Genomic DNA, 18,373 nt, shown 5'->3' with positions numbered 1-18,373 from the left:
CTAACGATAAACCATGTAATTATTGCTTTATACATTGGTTTGATAAAACTAGCATTCGGGTAACAAACAATATTATAAAACCATATGCATCGAATCTTTTTCTTAGCCGATGCCTTCATCTTCATAAAAATAAATCTTTATATTTTTTTTTATTTAAATTATTATCGTAATATTGCAATATAAATATAAAACGATGGGAGCAACAAAAACAGATCACTTTACAGAAAGCCAGAACGAGCTGGCTGTTTTAGCCAAAGCATTAGGCCATCCTGCGCGTATTGCTATTATGGAATATTTATTAAAAGTGGATGCCTGCATCTGCGGAGATATTGTAAACGAACTCCCCCTTTCACAGCCGACCGTTTCACAGCATCTGAAAGAATTGAAAAATGCAGGTTTGATTAAAGGAAGCATCGAAGGAAACTCGATCTGCTACTGCATCAATGAACCTGGACTGGAAAAGATAAAAGGCTTCTTTCAGCACATATCAGATCATTTGGCAAAAAAGAGAAGCGAATGCTGCTAATCTATAAAAATATGGAAATCAGAAAACTTTCGGACAAACACTGGGATGAGGTAAAAATAATTTACCAAAAAGGGATAGACACCGGCAATGCAACTTTCCAGACCAGTGCCCCTTCATGGGAAGACTGGGACCAGTCGCATCTTAAGTCCTGCCGGGTTGTGATGCAGGAAGATGGCAAGGTAATTGGATGGGCTGCCCTTACACCTGTTTCATCACGCTGCGTTTATGCAGGGGTTGCAGAGGTGAGCGTATATGTGGATCCTGCACATTCGGGAAAAGGAATCGGGCTTACCCTTTTAAAGGAACTTGTACGACAGAGCGAAACTGAAGGAATCTGGACGCTTCAGGCAGGGATCTTTCCTGAGAATACGGCAAGCCTCCGAATCCATGAAAAAGCAGGTTTCAGAATACTGGGAACAAGAGAAAAAATCGGAAAACAGAATGGTATCTGGAGAGATACTGCGCTTCTTGAAAGAAGAAGCTCCGTTATTAATTAATAAAAAATATAGTTTAACTAAATATAAAAAATTATGAAACTTTCAGAAATTAAAGAAGTGCTTAAAACAGTGGAAGCTGTAAATTTTGAACTGCCGGACGGCACATTTGTACCGGAATATTTTCACGTAACTGAAGTAGGCTTGGTTACCAAAAACTTCATCGACTGCGGAGGAACAGTAAGAAAAGAAACAGTTGTAAACTTCCAGCTTTGGGATGCCAACGACTACGAGCACAGGCTTAAACCTCAGAAACTGATCCACATCATTGAGCTTTCAGAAAAAGTGTTAGGAATTGAAGACAATGAAATTGAAGTGGAATACCAGAACACTACTATCGGCAAATACGATTTAGATTTTAACGGTAAAAACTTCACTCTGCTTAATAAACAGACAGCCTGTCTTGCTCAGGAGCAGTGCGGTATTCCATCTGATAAGCCTAAAGTAAAATTATCTCAGTTAAATACTGACAATGCTAATTCATGCACTCCGGGCGGAGGATGCTGCTAATCATTAAACAGATAATCAATAAACCTTTACAGCCAAAAAACTATGTTATATCCACAAATTGAGAATACCGTTAAATCATTTGATTTTAAGCAGATCTCCGAGGATCGCAAAACAGTCCTGCAGCCATTAATCGACTTCATTCAGACTAAAGTGGACAGTAAGCTGGAAACCAGACTAAACCTAATCTGCACGCACAATTCCAGAAGAAGCCATCTTTCGCAGGTTTGGGCTCAGACTGCTGCCGCCTATTACGGCATCAAAAACGTTTCATGCTATTCAGGAGGAACAGAGGCTACCGCCCTTTTCCCAATGGCAGCGGAGACTTTGAAGGATTCAGGATTCAACATCAAAACGCTTTCAGAGGGATCAAACCCGGTTTATTCAATAAAATATTCAGCTGACGAACTTCCTGTCATCGGTTTTTCCAAAACCTATGATGATGACTTCAATCCTGAAAGCGGATTCGCCGCAATAATGACCTGCTCGCAGGCTGACGGCGGATGCCCCTTTATAGCAGGTGCTGAGAAAAGAATCCCGATTACCTTTGAAGATCCAAAAATTTCCGACGGAACGCCTCAGCAGAAAGAAACTTATCTGGAGCGAAGCCTGCAGATTGGAACTGAAATGTTTTACATATTCTCACAAATAAAAAAATAAAATGTCAGCAAATAACTGTGCACCAGCTGTCGGACGCAAAAAGTTAAGCTTCCTTGACCGCTTCTTGACCCTTTGGATTTTCCTTGCTATGGCTATAGGCGTGGCTATAGGATACTTTATTCCTTCCAGCGGAGATTTCATCAATTCTTTCTCCAGCGGAACAACAAACATTCCATTGGCAATAGGACTTATCCTGATGATGTACCCGCCACTGGCAAAAGTAAAATACGAACAGATGGGACAGGTTTTCAAGAACACTAAAGTCTTGGGCGCCTCTTTATTCCTGAACTGGATTGTAGGCCCTGTCTTGATGTTTTTGTTGGCGCTCCTGTTTTTAAGCGGATATCCTGAATACATGATCGGGGTGATCCTGATTGGCCTGGCACGTTGTATCGCAATGGTTGTGGTATGGAACGATCTGGCAGACGGAAACCGCGAATATGCTGCAGGACTAATTGCCCTAAACAGTATTTTTCAGGTACTGCTTTATAGTGTATACGCTTACATTTTTATAACCATTCTACCTCCCTATTTTGGATATGATGGTTTTGAAGTCAATATCATCATTGCACAGATTGCCGAGAGTGTGGGTATCTATCTAGGTATTCCATTTGCTCTGGGAATCATAAGCCGCTATGCTTTGATAGCTTTAAAAGGCTCTGAATGGTTTGAGGATAAGTACGTGCCGTTTATCTCACCGATTACTCTTATTTCACTGCTCTTTACGATCATTGTAATGTTCAGCCTGAAAGGGGAACTTATTGTTCAAATCCCGATGGATGTCGTGCGTATTGCAATACCGCTTGTCATATACTTTACTTTAATGTTTGTCATCAGCTTTTTTACAGGAAAATATTTTGGGGCTGACTATTCAAAGGCTACATCTATTGCGTTTACAGCCACCGGCAATAATTTTGAATTGGCTATTGCCGTGGCAATTGGAGTATTCGGAATAAACAGCGGACAGGCATTTGCAGGTGTTATTGGTCCTTTGGTAGAAGTACCTGCTCTTATAGCACTGGTAAACCTTGCATTTTGGTTTAGAAAAAAGTATTTTACAAAACAACTGCCTGCAGAAACTGCTTAAAAGAAATATGAGAATTGCAATAATATCGGATATACATGCGAACTTCCCCGCATTGGAGCAGACCCTAAAAAGTATTGAAGAGCAGAATATTGATGCCGTTTACTGCTTAGGAGATTTAGTAGGCTACAATTTATGCCCCAATGCCGTGATCAATGAGATTCGTAAAAAGCATATCCCTACCCTTGCAGGAAATCACGATGTCAAAGCTGTCGAGATACATAATGACGGTTCAAATGACATTCAAAGCTACGCATATCAGATTGTGGGCAAAGAGCAGATCAAATATCTTTCTGCTCTTCCTGCCCATATTAAACTTGAATACCAGACGGCCAGCAGACTTATAAAAATTTTGATGGTCCATGGGAGTCCTTACAGCAACAGGGAATATTTGCTTGAGGATAAAAATGAGAAAGATTTTACCGACATCTTTCTTGATTCCAATACGGACATTCTTATCTGCGGACATTCTCATCTGCCGTATCATCGCATATTGGAAAATCCAAATAAAAAAGGCACTTATTTTCACGCCATTAATGCAGGGTCGGTTGGAAAACCTAAAGATAGAAATCCACACTGCTGTTATGCTGTGATAACAATTGAAAAAAGCAGCAATATTTCCAAAAAAGACGGCATTAAAGTAGAATTCATAAGAGTTCCGTATGATATTGAAAAAGCAGCCCGCGCTATTGAAGAGAGTCCTCTTCCGGACATTTACGCCTTTATGCTTAGAAAAGCATATTAATGTATTGAAATAAAACCTGCTATGGAAAGTTTTAAATTATTTTTAAAGAGCATTGTCCCTCTAAGCGATCAGGAATTTGAAAAGTACAGTCAGTATTTCAAAACAAGGACATTAGCCCGAAACAGTTATTTTGCAGAGATCGGCAAAACCTCTCATGAAGCGGCTTTTATTAAAAAAGGTTTGCTAAGGACATATTACATAAATGAAAAATCCGAAGAAGTGACTTCCTGCTTCTGTGCAGAAAATAATCTGACAGCTTCATATAAAAGCTTTATTTCGCAGCAGCATTCGGAACTTTCCATTCAGGCAGTGGAAGATACGGAACTTATAACAATCAGTTACAATGACCTGCAGATTCTCTATCAGAAGAGTGCTCTCTGGCAGAATATCGGAAGGTCAATTGCCGAGCGGCAGTATATGGTGATGGAGCAGTATGCCAGTGTTTTGTGCAATGAAAGCGCAAAGGAAAAATACATGCGCATGCTTGAGGAACAGCCTGCCGTTATAAACAAAGCTTCAGTAAATGATATTGCAAGCTATCTTGGAATAACACGCAGGACGCTGAGCAGGATCAGAAAAGAAATTAGTCTGTAAATTCGAGGACATTTGTCCTTTTTGCTGATTATACTTTCCAATAGTTTTGCTTTTATAACCAATTTAAAATAAAATGGAAACAGCAATTATCATTTCATCCTTCTTTCTTGTTCTTTTTGCAGTCTTAGCCTTATATGATGGCGTTTATCTGCATATTTTCAAATACCAGCTCCATAATCGGGAAGAAAGCAAAACCGAGCATATTACCCATACTTTGAGAGCTGTTTTCTTTCCGGCAATCCTTTATTTTCTGTTCTTGAAACAGGATAATCATACTAGTTTTGTAATAGGTTTAACCATAGTTCTTTTGGATATAATGGTGCTAGGGTACGACGCTTTTATAGAGAAAGACAGCAGGCAGTTTATGGGAGGGCTTCCGCGCTGGGAATATATTGTCCATTTATTCGTAAATGGGTTTCATTTTGCGTCAATTGCAGTTTACCTCTCCATCAGACTTACTTTTCAAAATGGGGAAATAATGATTTCTAATATCAATCAATCTCCAGGCTTCTTCAATTTGTTAATTGTAAATCTTTTACCCGGAGCTATCGCAATGGCAATTCTTCATGTTTTCTTATGCATGCCAAAAACAGCCCATATCTGGAATAATTTCAGAGCTAAAATCAATTGTTGCTAATCCTGCTTTCTTAATAAACAGAACATAAAATCTATGAGTTTGGAAATAAATACTATTCACAATCAGTTTTATATCATTTTGGGCAGGTATATTAAGGCTCATATTAATGATACCGACGATGCATCTGATGTTTTGCAGGAAGTTTTTATAAAGATAAACGAGAATTTAGGATCACTAACTGACGAAGGCAAACTAAAAAGCTGGATTTTCACGATCACAAGAAATTCCATTATTGACTATTATAGAAAAAATTCCAATAATAAAAAATCAGAGCTGACCGATTGTATGATGCAAAAAATAATGCATGAAACAGATCTTGATACTTCGGAAGGCCTGGACTGTTGTCTGATAAAATTCATTGAACGGTTGCCGGAAGACTATCGGGACATTATCATGGATAGCGAAATACATGGAATTAAACAGAAAGACTTAACAGAAAAATACAGCCTTGCCTACCCTTCCATCCGTTCTAGAGTGCAAAGAGGCAGATCCAAATTAAAGGAAATGCTTCTGGATTGCTGCAGTATTGAATTAGACCGCCGTGGAAATATTATGAACGTTACCTCTAAAAAATCATGCAGCGGAGGAAAATGCTGATAACACCGAATCATTTTTGAAAACTTCATATATAGAAAATTCAGGCTGTTAAAAAAAAAAATCAGCAAAGCCTGCATCATTTTTAGATTAGTGCGTCTTAAGTAGTATTAATCATTAAAATTAAAATTATGAAAAACAAAATGTACATTACTCTTGCAGCATTGGTATTGTCTGCTGGAAGTATCTTCGCTTATGCGAACTTATCAAAAACTGATGCAAAGAAAAACTGCACTGAAAAATGTTCTACGCATTGCTGTAGTGACGATTCGGGAACTTGTGCTCCGAAAGATTGCAAAAAGTAATATTTCGCTTTACTGTTTAAAAGACAACTCAAAAAGTTGTCTTTTTTTATGGGCAGGAATCATTCAAAATTTTAATTCAATTATTTTGTATTTTAGCATTTGCTTAAATAAGCAAAAAGTATAAATTTGCATTATGGAAGATATAATTTGTATACGACAGCAAGCAGATATTAAACAAATAATCCGCTGTAAAGACAGAGTATCAGAACTCAATACCTCATTTGACTATTTATCAAGTGGGCTTGAATTGGCTGGCAATAATGTGAGATTAAGAATTCTCTTTTTACTTTATGAAGAAAAACAGCTCTGTGTCTGTGACATAAGTGATATTCTTGAAATGAGTATTTCTGCAATTTCACAGCACTTACGGAAACTAAAAGACAGAAAACTTATTGAAACTAAACGGGAAGCGCAGACCATTTTCTATTCATTGACAAAGGAATATGAAAAAATGCTGAAACCTTTCTTCGAAATTTTAGCACAAAATGAAATTTTAGAAAAAATATGAAAACAGAGAATAAAATGATCGGAGCCGGATTTTTCACAGCATTAGCTGCTTCATTGTGCTGCATTACTCCCATATTAGCATTAGTTGCCGGAACAAGCGGGATTGCTTCTGCTTTTTCATGGCTTGAACCAATGAGGCCTTATTTCATCGGCCTGACTGTTATAATTATTGGTTTATCTTGGTATCAAAAGCTGAAAACTAAAAAGCTGATAGACTGTAACTGCGATAGAGAAGAAAATACGAAATTCGTTAATTCAAAAATGTTTTTAGGAATAATTACAGTAATTGCAGCCCTCATGCTTTCGTTTCCTTACTACTCAAGCATTTTTTATCCAAATACAGAAAAGAAAGTCTTGGTCGTGAAAAAGACCAGCACTCAAAAAGCTGAGTTTAGAATAAGCGGAATGACTTGTGCCAGCTGTGAAAAACACGTGAATCACGAAGTGAATAAATTGATTGGAATAATAAATTCAAATGTAAATTATACTAATGGTAACGCAATTGTAGAATTTGATAATTCCAAAACTACTATTAATGAAATTGAAAAAGCAATAAATTCAACAGGCTATACAGTAACTAACAAAAAATTAAAATGAAAATCGTTCTACAATCAATAATAACCTGCCCCCTTTGCTCCCACAGTAAAGAAGAAACTATGCCAACTGATGCATGCCAATTTTTTTACGAATGTGAGAACTGCAAACAAACTCTTAAACCAAATCAAGGTGATTGCTGTGTATATTGCAGTTATGGAACTGTGCCATGTCCACCAATTCAGCAAGATAAAAAATGTTGCTAAATTGAATAATTTCTAATGGACAATAGATTACCATATACAAATTTTGATTATAAAATTTTAAGAATAATAATTTAAATTTACTGATGACATTTTTTTTCGCTCTCTTCAACTTAAATCTATAAGTTATTATGACAGAAATCACATCTATTACTGAATTAACGATTTTTAACATTTAACCCTTACGATACATACAAACCGCTTATCAACAAACTTTTAAAATAATTATCTTACAAATTCACTTGAAAATAAGCTAATTTCTTTAAATCGTTCATAAAATGATTTGTAAATTGTGAACTAAACGTCACTTCTTAAAAAAACGTTAATTCCGAGGAATTAGCGTTTTTTTTATGCTTTTAAATTGTATTTAACCAGACTTTTACCTATAAATATATATGGTTTGAATATTTTAAAAGGTGACTTGACAGAATACAAACCACTTTAATCCTTGTTATATAAGACTAGCACAATAATTTTATATTTATATTAACAAAAAAACAGAAAACTTAGCCGAAAGAAAAACAATTACATGAAATTACTAAGTAAAATATTTATAATTTTGACGCGTGAAAATATGGGTAACAATATTATCGTTCATTGTACTGTTTCTTTCGACAGTACCTTGCTCTGCGTTTGCTAAACACTCTGAGTGTAGAGTGGAAAAAAACTGCAAGGGTGAGTCTCATGACTGCGGTGATGAATGCAATGGAAAATGTTCGCCATTTTATTCCTGTGGAACCTGTATTGGTTTTACAATAAACTTTAATTCTTCAATTATTACCGAAAAATTAGAATTCACAATTGAAGAAGCTTCACAGACACTATCATACTATAAATTTGTCGATTCTTCTTTCATCTGCAAAATCTGGCAGCCTCCTAAAATTTCTTAATAAAATACCGCTTTTACCTGCTTAACTTCAATTAAGCGGGCTTATCACCTTTATTAACATTAAGAAATCACAAATGTTTAAATATATTTTATTGATTGTGGCAATAGCATCTATTGGCACTGTACAGGCACAGAATAAAATCACATTCCATATAAAAAATACATCAACCAATGAACCTGTAAAAGGTGCTTCAGCTAAAATTGAAGAAACCAATGAAGTTTTGTCATCAGATAATAATGGTAACATCATTATCGAAAACCTTAAAAATGGAGACTACACATTATCGATCTCAATAGAGGGTTATGCTCCCAATAAAACACTTTTTAAAGTGCCTGCAGCTGTCAATTTTATAGAAATTGCATTGCAAAGTGAAATGGAAGAAGAAGCCGAAGAAATGAAAGAAATAGTGGTAACTTCTACAAGAGGTACAAGAACAATCAGCAATATTCCAACCAGAGTTGAGTTTATAGCAGGAGAAGAACTTGAAGAAAAAGCAAATATGAAACCGGGGGATATCCGTATGATGCTTAATGAAAGTACCGGAATCCAGACCCAGCAGACTTCAGCTACTTCTGGAAATTCTTCAATCAGAATTCAGGGACTAGACGGACGATATACACAAATCTTAAAAGATGGTTTTCCTGTATACTCAGGTGCATCAAGCGGACTGGGATTGCTGCAGACTCCTCCGTTAGATTTAAAACAGGTTGAGATAATTAAAGGTTCTGCCTCTACCCTTTACGGAGGTGGTGCAATTGCAGGTTTGGTTAATCTTGTATCTAAAACCCCTACCGAAGAAAGAGAATTGCGATTTCTAATTAATGGGACTTCCGCTCTTGGTTTGAATATTAATGGTTTTTATTCCCAGCAGTTTGATAAAATTGGATTGACTGTTTTTGCATCTCATGACCGAAACGCTCCTTATGACCCTGCTGATATACAGCTTACTGCGATTCCAAAATTCGAACGCTTTAATTTTAATCCAAAACTTTTTGTCAATTTTAATGAAAACACTAAACTAAATTTTGGCATTAATACAGTTTTTGAAAATCGTATCGGCGGGAATATTGACTATATAAAAGACGAAAATAAATACCCTGACAGTTATTTCGAAAAAAATAAAACGCAGAGAATAAGCACTCAGTTCACCCTTACTCATAAATTTAATGATCAGGAATCTATTACCATTAAAAACAGTTTTAATAATTTCAGCCGCATTATAACTATTCCTGACTATATTTTTGATGGCCTGCAGAACAGTACTTTCTCAGAAATCAGCTATTCTAAAAATGGAGAAATTGCAGAATGGGTTGCTGGTGGAAATTTATATACTGACAAGTTTACTGAAAACAGCCAGACAGCTTTTCCATTAAGAAACTATAATCAGATCACTTATGGTGCTTTTGTTCAGAATACCGTCAAAGCTAAAGAATGGCTGGATATCGAGACTGGTCTTCGAGGTGATTATGTTGTTGATTACGGATTCTCATTATTACCTAGAATCTCAGCTTTATTTAAAATTAATTCCAAACTTACTTCACGACTTGGTGGCGGTTTAGGCTACAAAACACCAACTATTTTTACCGAAGAAAGCGAGCGTATTCAATATCAAAATGTACTCCCTATTAATAGTGATTTCAATAAACTTGAAAAAAGTTACGGACTTAACTTTGATGTGAATTATAAAACTAAAATTACCGAAGATATTTCATTATCATTGAATCAATTATTCTTTTATACAAATGTTGATAATCCACTGATTTTAACTTCGCTTCCTAATGACCTTTACCAATTTGTAAATATTAATGGATATTTAGATACAAAAGGAACAGAAACAAATGTGAAATTAGGCTATAAAGATTTTAAACTATTTGTTGGGTACACTTTTACTGATGCTTCGATAGACAACAATGGCATAAAATCTCAAAATCCTTTAACTGCTAAACACAGATTAAATAATGTTTTGATGTATGAAGTCGAAGATAAATGGAAAGCTGGTTTAGAAGCTTATTATTACAGTCCTCAAAAGTTAAGTGATGGTACAACTGGAAGGGAATATTGGATTTTCGGCTTCATGGTAGAAAAGCTTTGGGAAAATTTTTCAATTTTTGCCAATTTTGAAAATTTTACTGATACCAGACAGACAAAATTTGGAAGTATCTACACAGGACCAATTTCAAATCCTGTTTTCAAAGATATTTATGCACCGTTAGACGGATTTGTTGTAAATGCAGGTATTAAGATTAAAATATAGTCTTATGAAAAAAAGTATATATAATATAAGAAAAATGGATTGTCCCAGTGAGGAACAATTAATACGAATGAAGCTCGCTGGTTTAGAACAAATCAAACAGCTTGATTTTGACATTGCAAACAGAAGATTAAAGATCTATCATACGGACGACGACACTCTTATAACAAATGCAATTGATACTCTTAATCTGGACAGCACTCTGCTGGCATCAGAACATACATCAGAACATGTAGAGACAAACAGTGACTCACAGCAAAGTAAGTTATTATGGCAGGTTCTCATTGTAAACTTTTCATTCTTTCTAATAGAGATAATTACAGGTTTTATATCCAATTCGATGGGATTGGTTGCCGACAGTTTGGATATGTTCGCCGATAGCATTGTATATGGTTTAGCTCTGTTTGCTGTCGGGAGCACAGCTTCAAGAAAAGGAAGTGTAGCAAAAATAAGTGGTTATTTTCAGATTGGTCTTGCAGTTTTGGGACTTATTGAAGTTTTAAGAAGATTTGTAGACTCAGACCATATTCCTGCATACGGAACTATGATAATAGTTTCATTATTTGCACTTGTAGGTAATTCGTTATGCCTTTACCTGCTTCAAAAATCTAAAAGTAAAGAGGCACATATGGAAGCTAGTATGATTTTTACTTCGAATGATATTGTAATTAATATGGGAGTCATAATTGCTGGTATATTAGTATACTTTACTAATTCAATGGTACCCGATCTTATTATTGGTGTTTGTGTGTTTTTCATAGTCGCTAGAGGAGCATTAAAAATATTACAGTTATGATATTTGGTAATTTAAAAGTATAGAATGTTCTTCAAAATTATTTTTTTTATCGCTGCACCAATAGAGAAACCAAAAAAAATCTGTTTCACACAAATTGTGAGACAGATTTTGATCTTCTTTAACAGCGACGGGCAGTATTTTCCAGCTTAACATTGCTGCATGCATGGAGTATTGGTAATAATCATCGTTCAGGCTTTTGCATTTGTCATAGATTCTTTGGTAGAAGTGCCGGCTCTAATCGCATTACTGATTTAACAGAACAAATTATAAATGCGGATTATCAAACGTAATTATAATATTGTAAATATGAATACTATTATTACTTTTATACACTAATTCTATAGGATATTAGAAGTATGATAGTCAAAATACTTGCGAGTAAAAAAATCTTATTACTTTTTATTAATTTATGTGTATTTCAATTATACGCACAGCAAAAAAATAGCTTATCCCAACAGTTTCTAATGAATATTGAAATCAGACCAAGAGTCGAATATACTTCAAATTATTTTCTTCCTCCCAACGATTCAATTGATCCTTATTTTATTATTACCCAGAGAAACAGAATTTCTATGCAGTATGCTAGAGAAAAATGGCTTATTAAATCCGATTTACAGGAAATTCATCTTTGGGATGAAAACAGCAAAGCTTCCAAAGTTGGAAGCATTAATTTTTATCAATTGTATTTTGAGACTAAGATTAAATCTCTAAATGTACGATTGGGAAGGCAAAGTGTTTTATTAGATAATGGCAGATTATTTTCTGATGCTCCTTGGGCACAGCAAGGGAGAGCCCATGAAGGAATACGGATAATGAAATACTCAAAATATTTCTCTAATGATTTTTTCTTTTTGTTTACCAGAAACTACAGCACTGAATTTGAGTCAGCCTACTCTCCTGTTGCATCAAATAGGTATAAATACCTGTTGGTAAATAGTCTCAATTACAATAACAATCATGGATTTTCATTTAATTCATTGAATGCTGTTGATTTTTTAGAAAACTCAAGTTCAGGGAAATTGTATACTCGTGCAACAGCAGGCGGAAGAATAGAATTTAAAACGAAACAATGGTATTATACTTTAAATTCATATTGGCAGTTTGGACGTAATTCAAAAGGTCAAAAATTATTTGCTTACTATTTTCAACCTGAAGTTAAATTATCTCTATTGAAATCTACTTGGCGTTTAGGTGCAGAAATAATTAGTGGCAGCAGTCCTAATCTATCAGATAATAGTTCGGGAGATTTTGATGTCTTATATGGCGTGACATGGAAGTTCAATGGAAATATGAATGTCTTTACCCGTTTTCCCTCCGACGTTAACGGAAAAGGTTTAGTAAATCCTTATCTATTTACCGTAATTCCCTTAAATAGTAAACTATCTCTTCGTTCTGATTTTCACCTTTTTTATACTCGATACCCGCTTTTAAATAATTTGGGTCAAAAAATGACAAAGTTTCTTGGATATGAAAATGATTTTTCTTTGAAGTACTTACCTGTCAAAGAACTGGAAATTAATTATGCCTTTTCTTTTTATAAATCAACAAACGCAATGCAATATCTGCCAAAAATACAAGATGAAAATAAACTTGCTATTTGGAGCTACTTAATGATTTCATATTCTTTTAACGCGATCAATTTAAAGCATTATAAAAATTAAATAAAATAATATCCTGTATTAAATCTTACACAATTAAAAAATCTAAAGTTTGTTTTATCTGAAAGGTTGAATTATATCATCAACAAATTTTGATATTCATTTTCTTAAATAAATATTTTATTTTTAATCACTATATTTTATCTGGATATGCAAGTATCTACCCAACAAATAATTATTACAGCTAAAAGATAAAAGCATAAAGTTATTTAACGTTTTTCAATACATACCCTAACGATACATGCAAACCGCTTCAAAACAAAAAATCAAAAAATTATCTTACAAATTCACTTGAAAATAAGCCAATTTCTTTAAATCGTTCATAAAATGGTTTGTAAATTGTTCAGTAAGGGTCACAACAAGCCAAAAGGCGCCAATTGAAGACAATTGGCGTCTTTTTTTATAATTTTTGATTAATAAGTTGTCTTGGTTTCATTTGTAGGTCTCTTATCAATTCATACTTTCTAATTTCTGAATCATTGCTTTTGCCGATTCTGAACCTGAGTCTAATTCTAAAGCTTTTTTATACGATTTTAATGCGTTCTCTTTATCCTGATTTGCAAAATACGCTTCACCTAAACTATCCCACGAATTGGAATCATTTGGAAATAATTTTACATTCTCCTGAAATACAATCAGTGCGTTATCACCCTGTTTATCTTGTAAAAACGCGTAACCAATTTTGTTTAATACGTTACTCTTATTTTTTTTGATTGTTTTTTTAATGGCGTCTATATAGGCATAAACAAAGGCTTCTTTTTCATTCGTTTTTATGTCGGGCTGAATACCTTTTGCTTCCCAGTTTGTTTTTGTAACCGGATTAATCGGTTGTAAATAAGGTACTGATATTGTGAATTCAGTATTTAAATTAATTCTTTTTGTTCTATTAGCGCCACCTTTAGTGATTTCTCCTACTACTGTTGCCCTGTCCAAATGTTTTAATGTGTAAGTAAATGCTTCTGCCGCTGAAAAAGTGTGCTTACTGGTTAAAATATAAAGCGGCTTGTTTGTACTTCGCTTTCCGTTTACATTTTCAAACGAATATAGTTGTGTTTTTTGATTGGTTTCCCGTTCATAAAAATCACTTAATAAAACAGGTTTTTCATCAAAGAGGTAACTCGATAATAACTGCATCATACTTGGAACACCTCCGCCATTAGCACGCAGATCGATAATGATTGCATTAGTATTGCTTAAGAAGTTCATTGTAGCCGTAACGGTTTGTTCTGCATATTTTATATCTGCAAATTGGTTTAAGTTTAAATAGCCAATATTTCCGTCCAATATTTTTACCTCTTTAAATCCGTAATTAATTTCGGCCATTTGCAAAGCCATTCTTTTCTCCATTTCTAATTGCGCTTCCTGAGAAATAACATTCTTTTCCCTGGCAATATGCTCCGGTTCAAATCGAACTTTTAGATGTAAATCTTTGCTAATATGTTGTAAATCTTCGGTTAGTATTTTAGAGAACTCAACAGGACTTTTAATTTCTTTATATTTATTAGATTTTAAATTTTTATCCAGTTCAATTGTCATTCTTTTTGACAAATCTAAATCGATATAAGATTTTTCAATATGAGTTTTTATTGCCGATACAATGGCCTTTTTCTCTTTTGTATCCAATAGCCGTTTACTATCTTGTGCCATTGCGTTTTGTACAATTAAAAATAGTGTCAGAAGGATCATTTTAAAATAGTTTTTCATAATGTTTTATTTTTAAATATTTATAATTTACAGCAAACCTATCTGTAAACTAAAATGATTTAAAACTTCTTTCATGAACCTTTAAATAGTTAGCACATACAATTAATTTGTATAATCAAATCTAGTTGAAGTCGAAAATAGTAGTGTTTATGTTTCATTTAAGTGAATTGATGCACATTGTAGAGTAAAAAAGTCAATTTTTGTTAATTTTGACTCATGACTGAATTTCTTAAAAAATACAAAGCTTTTATCTATGGATTGGTGATCCAAAGGATAATAGCGGCTGTTTTGCTACATTTTCATTTTATTTACATAGATAATACCGCACTATTGTCCAACACATTGAGTTTCATTTTTAGCTGGCTACTGATCTCACTGCCTATCCATTATTTTTCATTTTTAAAACAGCATAAAGCCACTAGTTTAAAGTTACTTGTCTTGATTGTCATTTTTTTGGCAATCATTGTAAACGATATGAATTCGAAAATAATTGATAATCCAATAACATTTGTAGGATTAGTTGGTGTTGGATTATCTTTTTTCTCCATTATAGCACCCTCCTATTTTAAGAAGCATGGCTTGATTCTAATCGGTTTTTATGTTCTGGCCTTAGGCTATTTCTATTATATAAGGGTTTATACTGAAGATGTAAATAATTATTTTCAGCAGGAAAAAGAGATTAAAATTATCCTGACGCTTCCCTTTTTTATGTTACTTTTTATATGGTTTTATCAGCAATGGAAATGGCTCAAAACAATAGAATCAAAAAAAGCCAAAGCAGAGTTATCCTTATTGAAAAGCCAGATCAATCCACACTTTTTTTTCAATACTTTAAATAATCTATATGGTCTAATAATTGAGAAATCTGATGATGCTCCAAATGTTGTTTTAAAATTATCTGACATAATGCGCTATACCATTTATATGGGAAAAGAAGATAGCATACCACTAAAGGATGAAATAGAATATTTAAAGAATTACATTGATTTACATAAAATACGATATCAAAAAAGGGTCGATATTTCTTTTAATCATGAGGGGCAAGCTGAATATAAAATTGCGCCATTACTATTTATTATTCCCTTAGAAAATGCTTTTAAGCATGGAGTAGAGCGTTTAACGGAAGATGCTTATATTCACATTAATATAAAAACTGATAATGACCTAATCTGTTTTGACATTGAGAATAACTTTGAAACGCGGGAATCTCAAACTCCCGGTATTGGATTAAACAATTTAAAACAGCGTTTGAAACTATTATATCCTAATAAACACCAAATGAAAATTGACATTACAGATTCTATTTATAAATTACAACTAAAAATAGAAATGACATGATACACTATTTAATTATAGATGATGAACCTATTGCACATCGTATTATTGAAAACTATTGCGAAAATTTGATGCATTTGGAAAAGAAAGGAAGCTGTTATAATGCCTTTGAAGCCTTACAATTTTTGAATGAAGACACTGTAGATTTACTGTTTTTGGACATTAACATGCCCAAACTATCAGGTTTCGATTTTTTAAAAACACTACCCAATCCACCCAAAATTATTGTAACCACAGCCTACAAAGAATTTGCTTTAGAGAGTTATGAACTTAATGTCTCTGATTATCTACTGAAACCATTTGGTTTTGAGCGTTTCATAAAAGCAATTAACAAAACAATTGATACTGCTCAAAATAAAAAAAGTATAACAGCATTGCCAACAAACGAAGCAGAACCAAAAACAAATAGCTTCTTTTTAAGGGGTGATAAAAAGTACCATCAAATTCATTTTGACGATTTACTGTTTATAGAAGCTTATGGACATTACTGTAAAGTATATCTAAAAAATGACATGATTATAAGTCATCAGAAAATTTCAGATTTTGAACAGCTTCTTCCAAAATCTAATTTTATAAGAACCCATAAATCTTTTATTGTTGCAAAAGATAAAATTAAACAGATCGAAGGTAACAGGATATTAATTGATAAATACAAAGTGCCTATTGGACAAACTTATAAAGAAAACATTATGATACTTTTATAATTTTGAATTTAATAAATCATTTACATTCATCTTATACAGTTTCCCAATAGGAATTGTAAAATCACTGATTTTGATCCTGTTTCCTTCCACGCTTTTAATATGTTTAATGGCAACAGCAAAGGATTTATGTACCTGCATAAAATCATTTTTAGGCAGTAATTCCATCAAATCAGAGAGTTTTTCTCTAACAAGTATTGCATTGTCATTTTTGGTAATTACTTTAACGTAGTTTCCTGATGCTTCGACATATAAGATCATACCAATAAAAATCTGTATGTGTTTTTTATCTGCACGTAAAAAAAGGCTTCTTGAATATTCATCCTCCACAGGATTAATACTTACTTTAGAAGTCAAACTGGAAATTTTGTTTATCGCTTTTAAAAAACGTTCAAAACCAAATGGTTTTAAGAGGTAGTCAATAATATTTAGTTCATAACCTTCAATTGCGTACTCCTGGTAAGCTGTCGTAACAATAATTTTGGGAGGAGATGCCAGTGTTTTTAAAAAATCAAATCCTTTTAATTTGGGCATATTTAGATCTAAGAAAATTAAATCTACCGTATGATCTCTTAAATAATCCAGAGCCTCTAAGGCATCATAACAATTCTTTTTTAACTGCATATTGGGAAGCATATTACAATACTCCTCAATAATAGTATGCGCTATATGCTCATCATCTATAATTAAATACCTGATCATTATAATTTTAAAATTAAAAGTGCTTTGTATGTAGTATTATTTTTTGAAACTAAAAACTCATGCTTTTTTGGATAAGCCAATTCTAATCTTCTTTTCAAATTCTTAATACCGATACCAGATGACTGACTTACTAAATCCGTATCATAGTTATTCTCTACTTTAAAAGATATAGTATTATTATTTGAAGTAAGTTTAATAGTAACAAATGCATTTTCTCTTAAATTTTCGACACCGTGTTTAAATGCATTCTCCAAAAGCATTATATAAAGTAAAGGAATTATTTTAAGCTGATCATCCTCCACAGTAGTTTCAAAATTTACGTTTATCTTTTTGTGATAACGTAAAGTATGCAAGTCGATGTAGTTTTTTAAATAGGCTATTTCCTCTCCTATGGTAACAAAATCTTTCTGGCCTTCATAAATACTATAACGCATCATATCAGAAAGTTTCAAAATTAACTCCTGTGCTTTTTTTTGATCCTTTGCCACCCAGCCGTACAAATTATTGAGCATATTAAAAAAGAAATGGGGATTTACCTGATTCTGCAGATGCAGCAGTTCCATTTTCCCGTTTTCGTTTTTTAATTTAATAATAAACAAAATTTGTTTTACCAGCCAATAAATACCAAAGCAAAATAATGCCAGATAAAGCAGGAAATAAAAACTGATAATCGGAATGCTGACTTTTGGACTATAGTTTTCAAAAAGTACTACAGAATCCTTATTCGAGGTAATTACTATAAAAAATATTACCACTATTGGGACTGCTGCTAAAACTAAAGCAATTGCCCCGATGATATTCCTCTTGTTATTGTTAGTTGTTAAAATCATAATCACAAATGTAAATTAATAAAAATTATTGATAAAATAAGTTGACAAACAATCCA

At 33.4% G+C, this 18,373-nt stretch carries 22 protein-coding genes; 19 read left to right on the top strand and 3 right to left on the bottom strand.

Annotated elements, in window-relative coordinates:
• Positions 1–193: 193 nt before the first annotated feature.
• From BOW57_RS05075 to BOW57_RS05000, 17 genes are all read left to right on the top strand, one after another.
• Positions 194–526, top strand: a complete 333-nt coding sequence (locus BOW57_RS05075) for a helix-turn-helix transcriptional regulator (protein ID WP_008463735.1) — start codon at positions 194–196, stop codon at positions 524–526.
• Complete coding sequence (locus tag BOW57_RS05070) at positions 517–1,023, top strand: GNAT family N-acetyltransferase (RefSeq protein WP_008463732.1); 507 nt, start codon at positions 517–519, stop codon at positions 1,021–1,023. The genes BOW57_RS05075 and BOW57_RS05070 overlap by 10 nt, the downstream gene beginning before the upstream one ends.
• Before the next feature lie 33 nt (positions 1,024–1,056).
• Positions 1,057–1,530, top strand: coding sequence for a DUF6428 family protein (locus BOW57_RS05065; protein WP_008463724.1), 474 nt, complete (start codon positions 1,057–1,059; stop codon positions 1,528–1,530).
• A 42-nt stretch (positions 1,531–1,572) separates the two neighbouring features.
• Positions 1,573–2,187 (top strand): low molecular weight phosphatase family protein, encoded by a 615-nt coding sequence (locus BOW57_RS05060; protein ID WP_129053269.1) that lies wholly within the window; start codon positions 1,573–1,575, stop codon positions 2,185–2,187.
• Position 2,188: 1 nt separating this feature from the next.
• The gene (arsB, locus tag BOW57_RS05055) at positions 2,189–3,274 is read left to right on the top strand and encodes an ACR3 family arsenite efflux transporter (RefSeq protein ID WP_129053268.1); all 1,086 of its coding nucleotides are present in this window, start codon (positions 2,189–2,191) and stop codon (positions 3,272–3,274) included.
• Positions 3,275–3,281: 7 nt separating this feature from the next.
• Entirely contained in the window at positions 3,282–4,016 is a 735-nt protein-coding gene (locus BOW57_RS05050; RefSeq protein ID WP_129053267.1) for a metallophosphoesterase, read from the top strand.
• Between the two features lie 21 nt (positions 4,017–4,037).
• Positions 4,038–4,610 carry a Crp/Fnr family transcriptional regulator gene (locus BOW57_RS05045; RefSeq protein ID WP_129053266.1) on the top strand — a complete coding sequence of 191 codons (573 nt, stop codon included), beginning with the start codon at positions 4,038–4,040 and terminating at the stop codon, positions 4,608–4,610.
• A 73-nt stretch (positions 4,611–4,683) separates the two neighbouring features.
• Positions 4,684–5,247, top strand: coding sequence for a hypothetical protein (locus BOW57_RS05040; protein WP_073414693.1), 564 nt, complete (start codon positions 4,684–4,686; stop codon positions 5,245–5,247).
• A gap of 33 nt (positions 5,248–5,280) precedes the next feature.
• On the top strand, positions 5,281–5,844 hold the full coding sequence (gene sigZ / locus BOW57_RS05035) for an RNA polymerase sigma factor SigZ (RefSeq protein WP_008463713.1): 564 nt from the start codon (positions 5,281–5,283) through the stop codon (positions 5,842–5,844).
• A gap of 128 nt (positions 5,845–5,972) precedes the next feature.
• The gene (locus BOW57_RS20570) at positions 5,973–6,146 is read left to right on the top strand and encodes a hypothetical protein (protein ID WP_157498527.1); all 174 of its coding nucleotides are present in this window, start codon (positions 5,973–5,975) and stop codon (positions 6,144–6,146) included.
• Positions 6,147–6,279: 133 nt separating this feature from the next.
• Positions 6,280–6,654: a metalloregulator ArsR/SmtB family transcription factor gene (locus BOW57_RS05030; protein WP_008463711.1), complete on the top strand. Its 375-nt coding sequence runs from the start codon at positions 6,280–6,282 to the stop codon at positions 6,652–6,654.
• Positions 6,651–7,250, top strand: a complete 600-nt coding sequence (gene merTP / locus BOW57_RS05025) for a mercuric transport protein MerTP (protein WP_008463709.1) — start codon at positions 6,651–6,653, stop codon at positions 7,248–7,250. The genes BOW57_RS05030 and merTP overlap by 4 nt, the downstream gene beginning before the upstream one ends.
• Positions 7,247–7,453: a GDCCVxC domain-containing (seleno)protein gene (locus BOW57_RS20840; RefSeq protein WP_012025078.1), complete on the top strand. Its 207-nt coding sequence runs from the start codon at positions 7,247–7,249 to the stop codon at positions 7,451–7,453. Before merTP ends, BOW57_RS20840 begins: the two co-directional genes overlap by 4 nt.
• Positions 7,454–8,016: 563 nt before the next feature.
• The gene (locus tag BOW57_RS05015; protein ID WP_012025079.1) at positions 8,017–8,340 is read left to right on the top strand and encodes a DUF6660 family protein; all 324 of its coding nucleotides are present in this window, start codon (positions 8,017–8,019) and stop codon (positions 8,338–8,340) included.
• Positions 8,341–8,413: 73 nt separating this feature from the next.
• Positions 8,414–10,594 (top strand): TonB-dependent receptor plug domain-containing protein, encoded by a 2,181-nt coding sequence (locus tag BOW57_RS05010; RefSeq protein ID WP_008463705.1) that lies wholly within the window; start codon positions 8,414–8,416, stop codon positions 10,592–10,594.
• 4 nt (positions 10,595–10,598) lie between these two features.
• Positions 10,599–11,387, top strand: coding sequence for a cation transporter (locus BOW57_RS05005; RefSeq protein WP_035691042.1), 789 nt, complete (start codon positions 10,599–10,601; stop codon positions 11,385–11,387).
• Between the two features lie 464 nt (positions 11,388–11,851).
• Positions 11,852–13,048, top strand: a complete 1,197-nt coding sequence (locus BOW57_RS05000; RefSeq protein ID WP_073414691.1) for an alginate export family protein — start codon at positions 11,852–11,854, stop codon at positions 13,046–13,048.
• Positions 13,049–13,495: 447 nt separating this feature from the next.
• On the opposite strand, the gene BOW57_RS04995 is transcribed toward BOW57_RS05000, so the two are convergent.
• Positions 13,496–14,749: a S41 family peptidase gene (locus BOW57_RS04995; protein WP_129053264.1), complete on the bottom strand. Its 1,254-nt coding sequence runs from the start codon at positions 14,747–14,749 to the stop codon at positions 13,496–13,498.
• Positions 14,750–14,965: 216 nt separating this feature from the next.
• On the opposite strand from BOW57_RS04995, the gene BOW57_RS04990 reads away from it, so the two are divergent.
• Both BOW57_RS04990 and BOW57_RS04985 read left to right on the top strand, forming a co-directional pair.
• Positions 14,966–16,087, top strand: a complete 1,122-nt coding sequence (locus tag BOW57_RS04990; protein ID WP_129053263.1) for a sensor histidine kinase — start codon at positions 14,966–14,968, stop codon at positions 16,085–16,087.
• Positions 16,084–16,788: a LytTR family DNA-binding domain-containing protein gene (locus BOW57_RS04985; RefSeq protein ID WP_129053262.1), complete on the top strand. Its 705-nt coding sequence runs from the start codon at positions 16,084–16,086 to the stop codon at positions 16,786–16,788. Before BOW57_RS04990 ends, BOW57_RS04985 begins: the two co-directional genes overlap by 4 nt.
• Here BOW57_RS04985 and BOW57_RS04980 read toward each other — a convergent pair.
• Entirely contained in the window at positions 16,783–17,487 is a 705-nt protein-coding gene (locus tag BOW57_RS04980) for a LytTR family DNA-binding domain-containing protein (RefSeq protein WP_129053261.1), read from the bottom strand. The genes BOW57_RS04985 and BOW57_RS04980 overlap by 6 nt on opposite strands.
• Positions 17,487–18,317: a sensor histidine kinase gene (locus BOW57_RS04975; RefSeq protein WP_129053260.1), complete on the bottom strand. Its 831-nt coding sequence runs from the start codon at positions 18,315–18,317 to the stop codon at positions 17,487–17,489. Before BOW57_RS04975 ends, BOW57_RS04980 begins: the two co-directional genes overlap by 1 nt.
• Positions 18,318–18,373 lie beyond the last annotated feature (56 nt).

It is taken from the genome of Flavobacterium sp. YO64 (assembly GCF_004119505.1).
In the GTDB taxonomy this organism is placed as follows: domain Bacteria; phylum Bacteroidota; class Bacteroidia; order Flavobacteriales; family Flavobacteriaceae; genus Flavobacterium; species Flavobacterium oncorhynchi.
The sequence above is the reverse complement of the archived record's forward strand: the minus strand, read 5'-3'. Positions and strand labels throughout refer to the sequence as shown.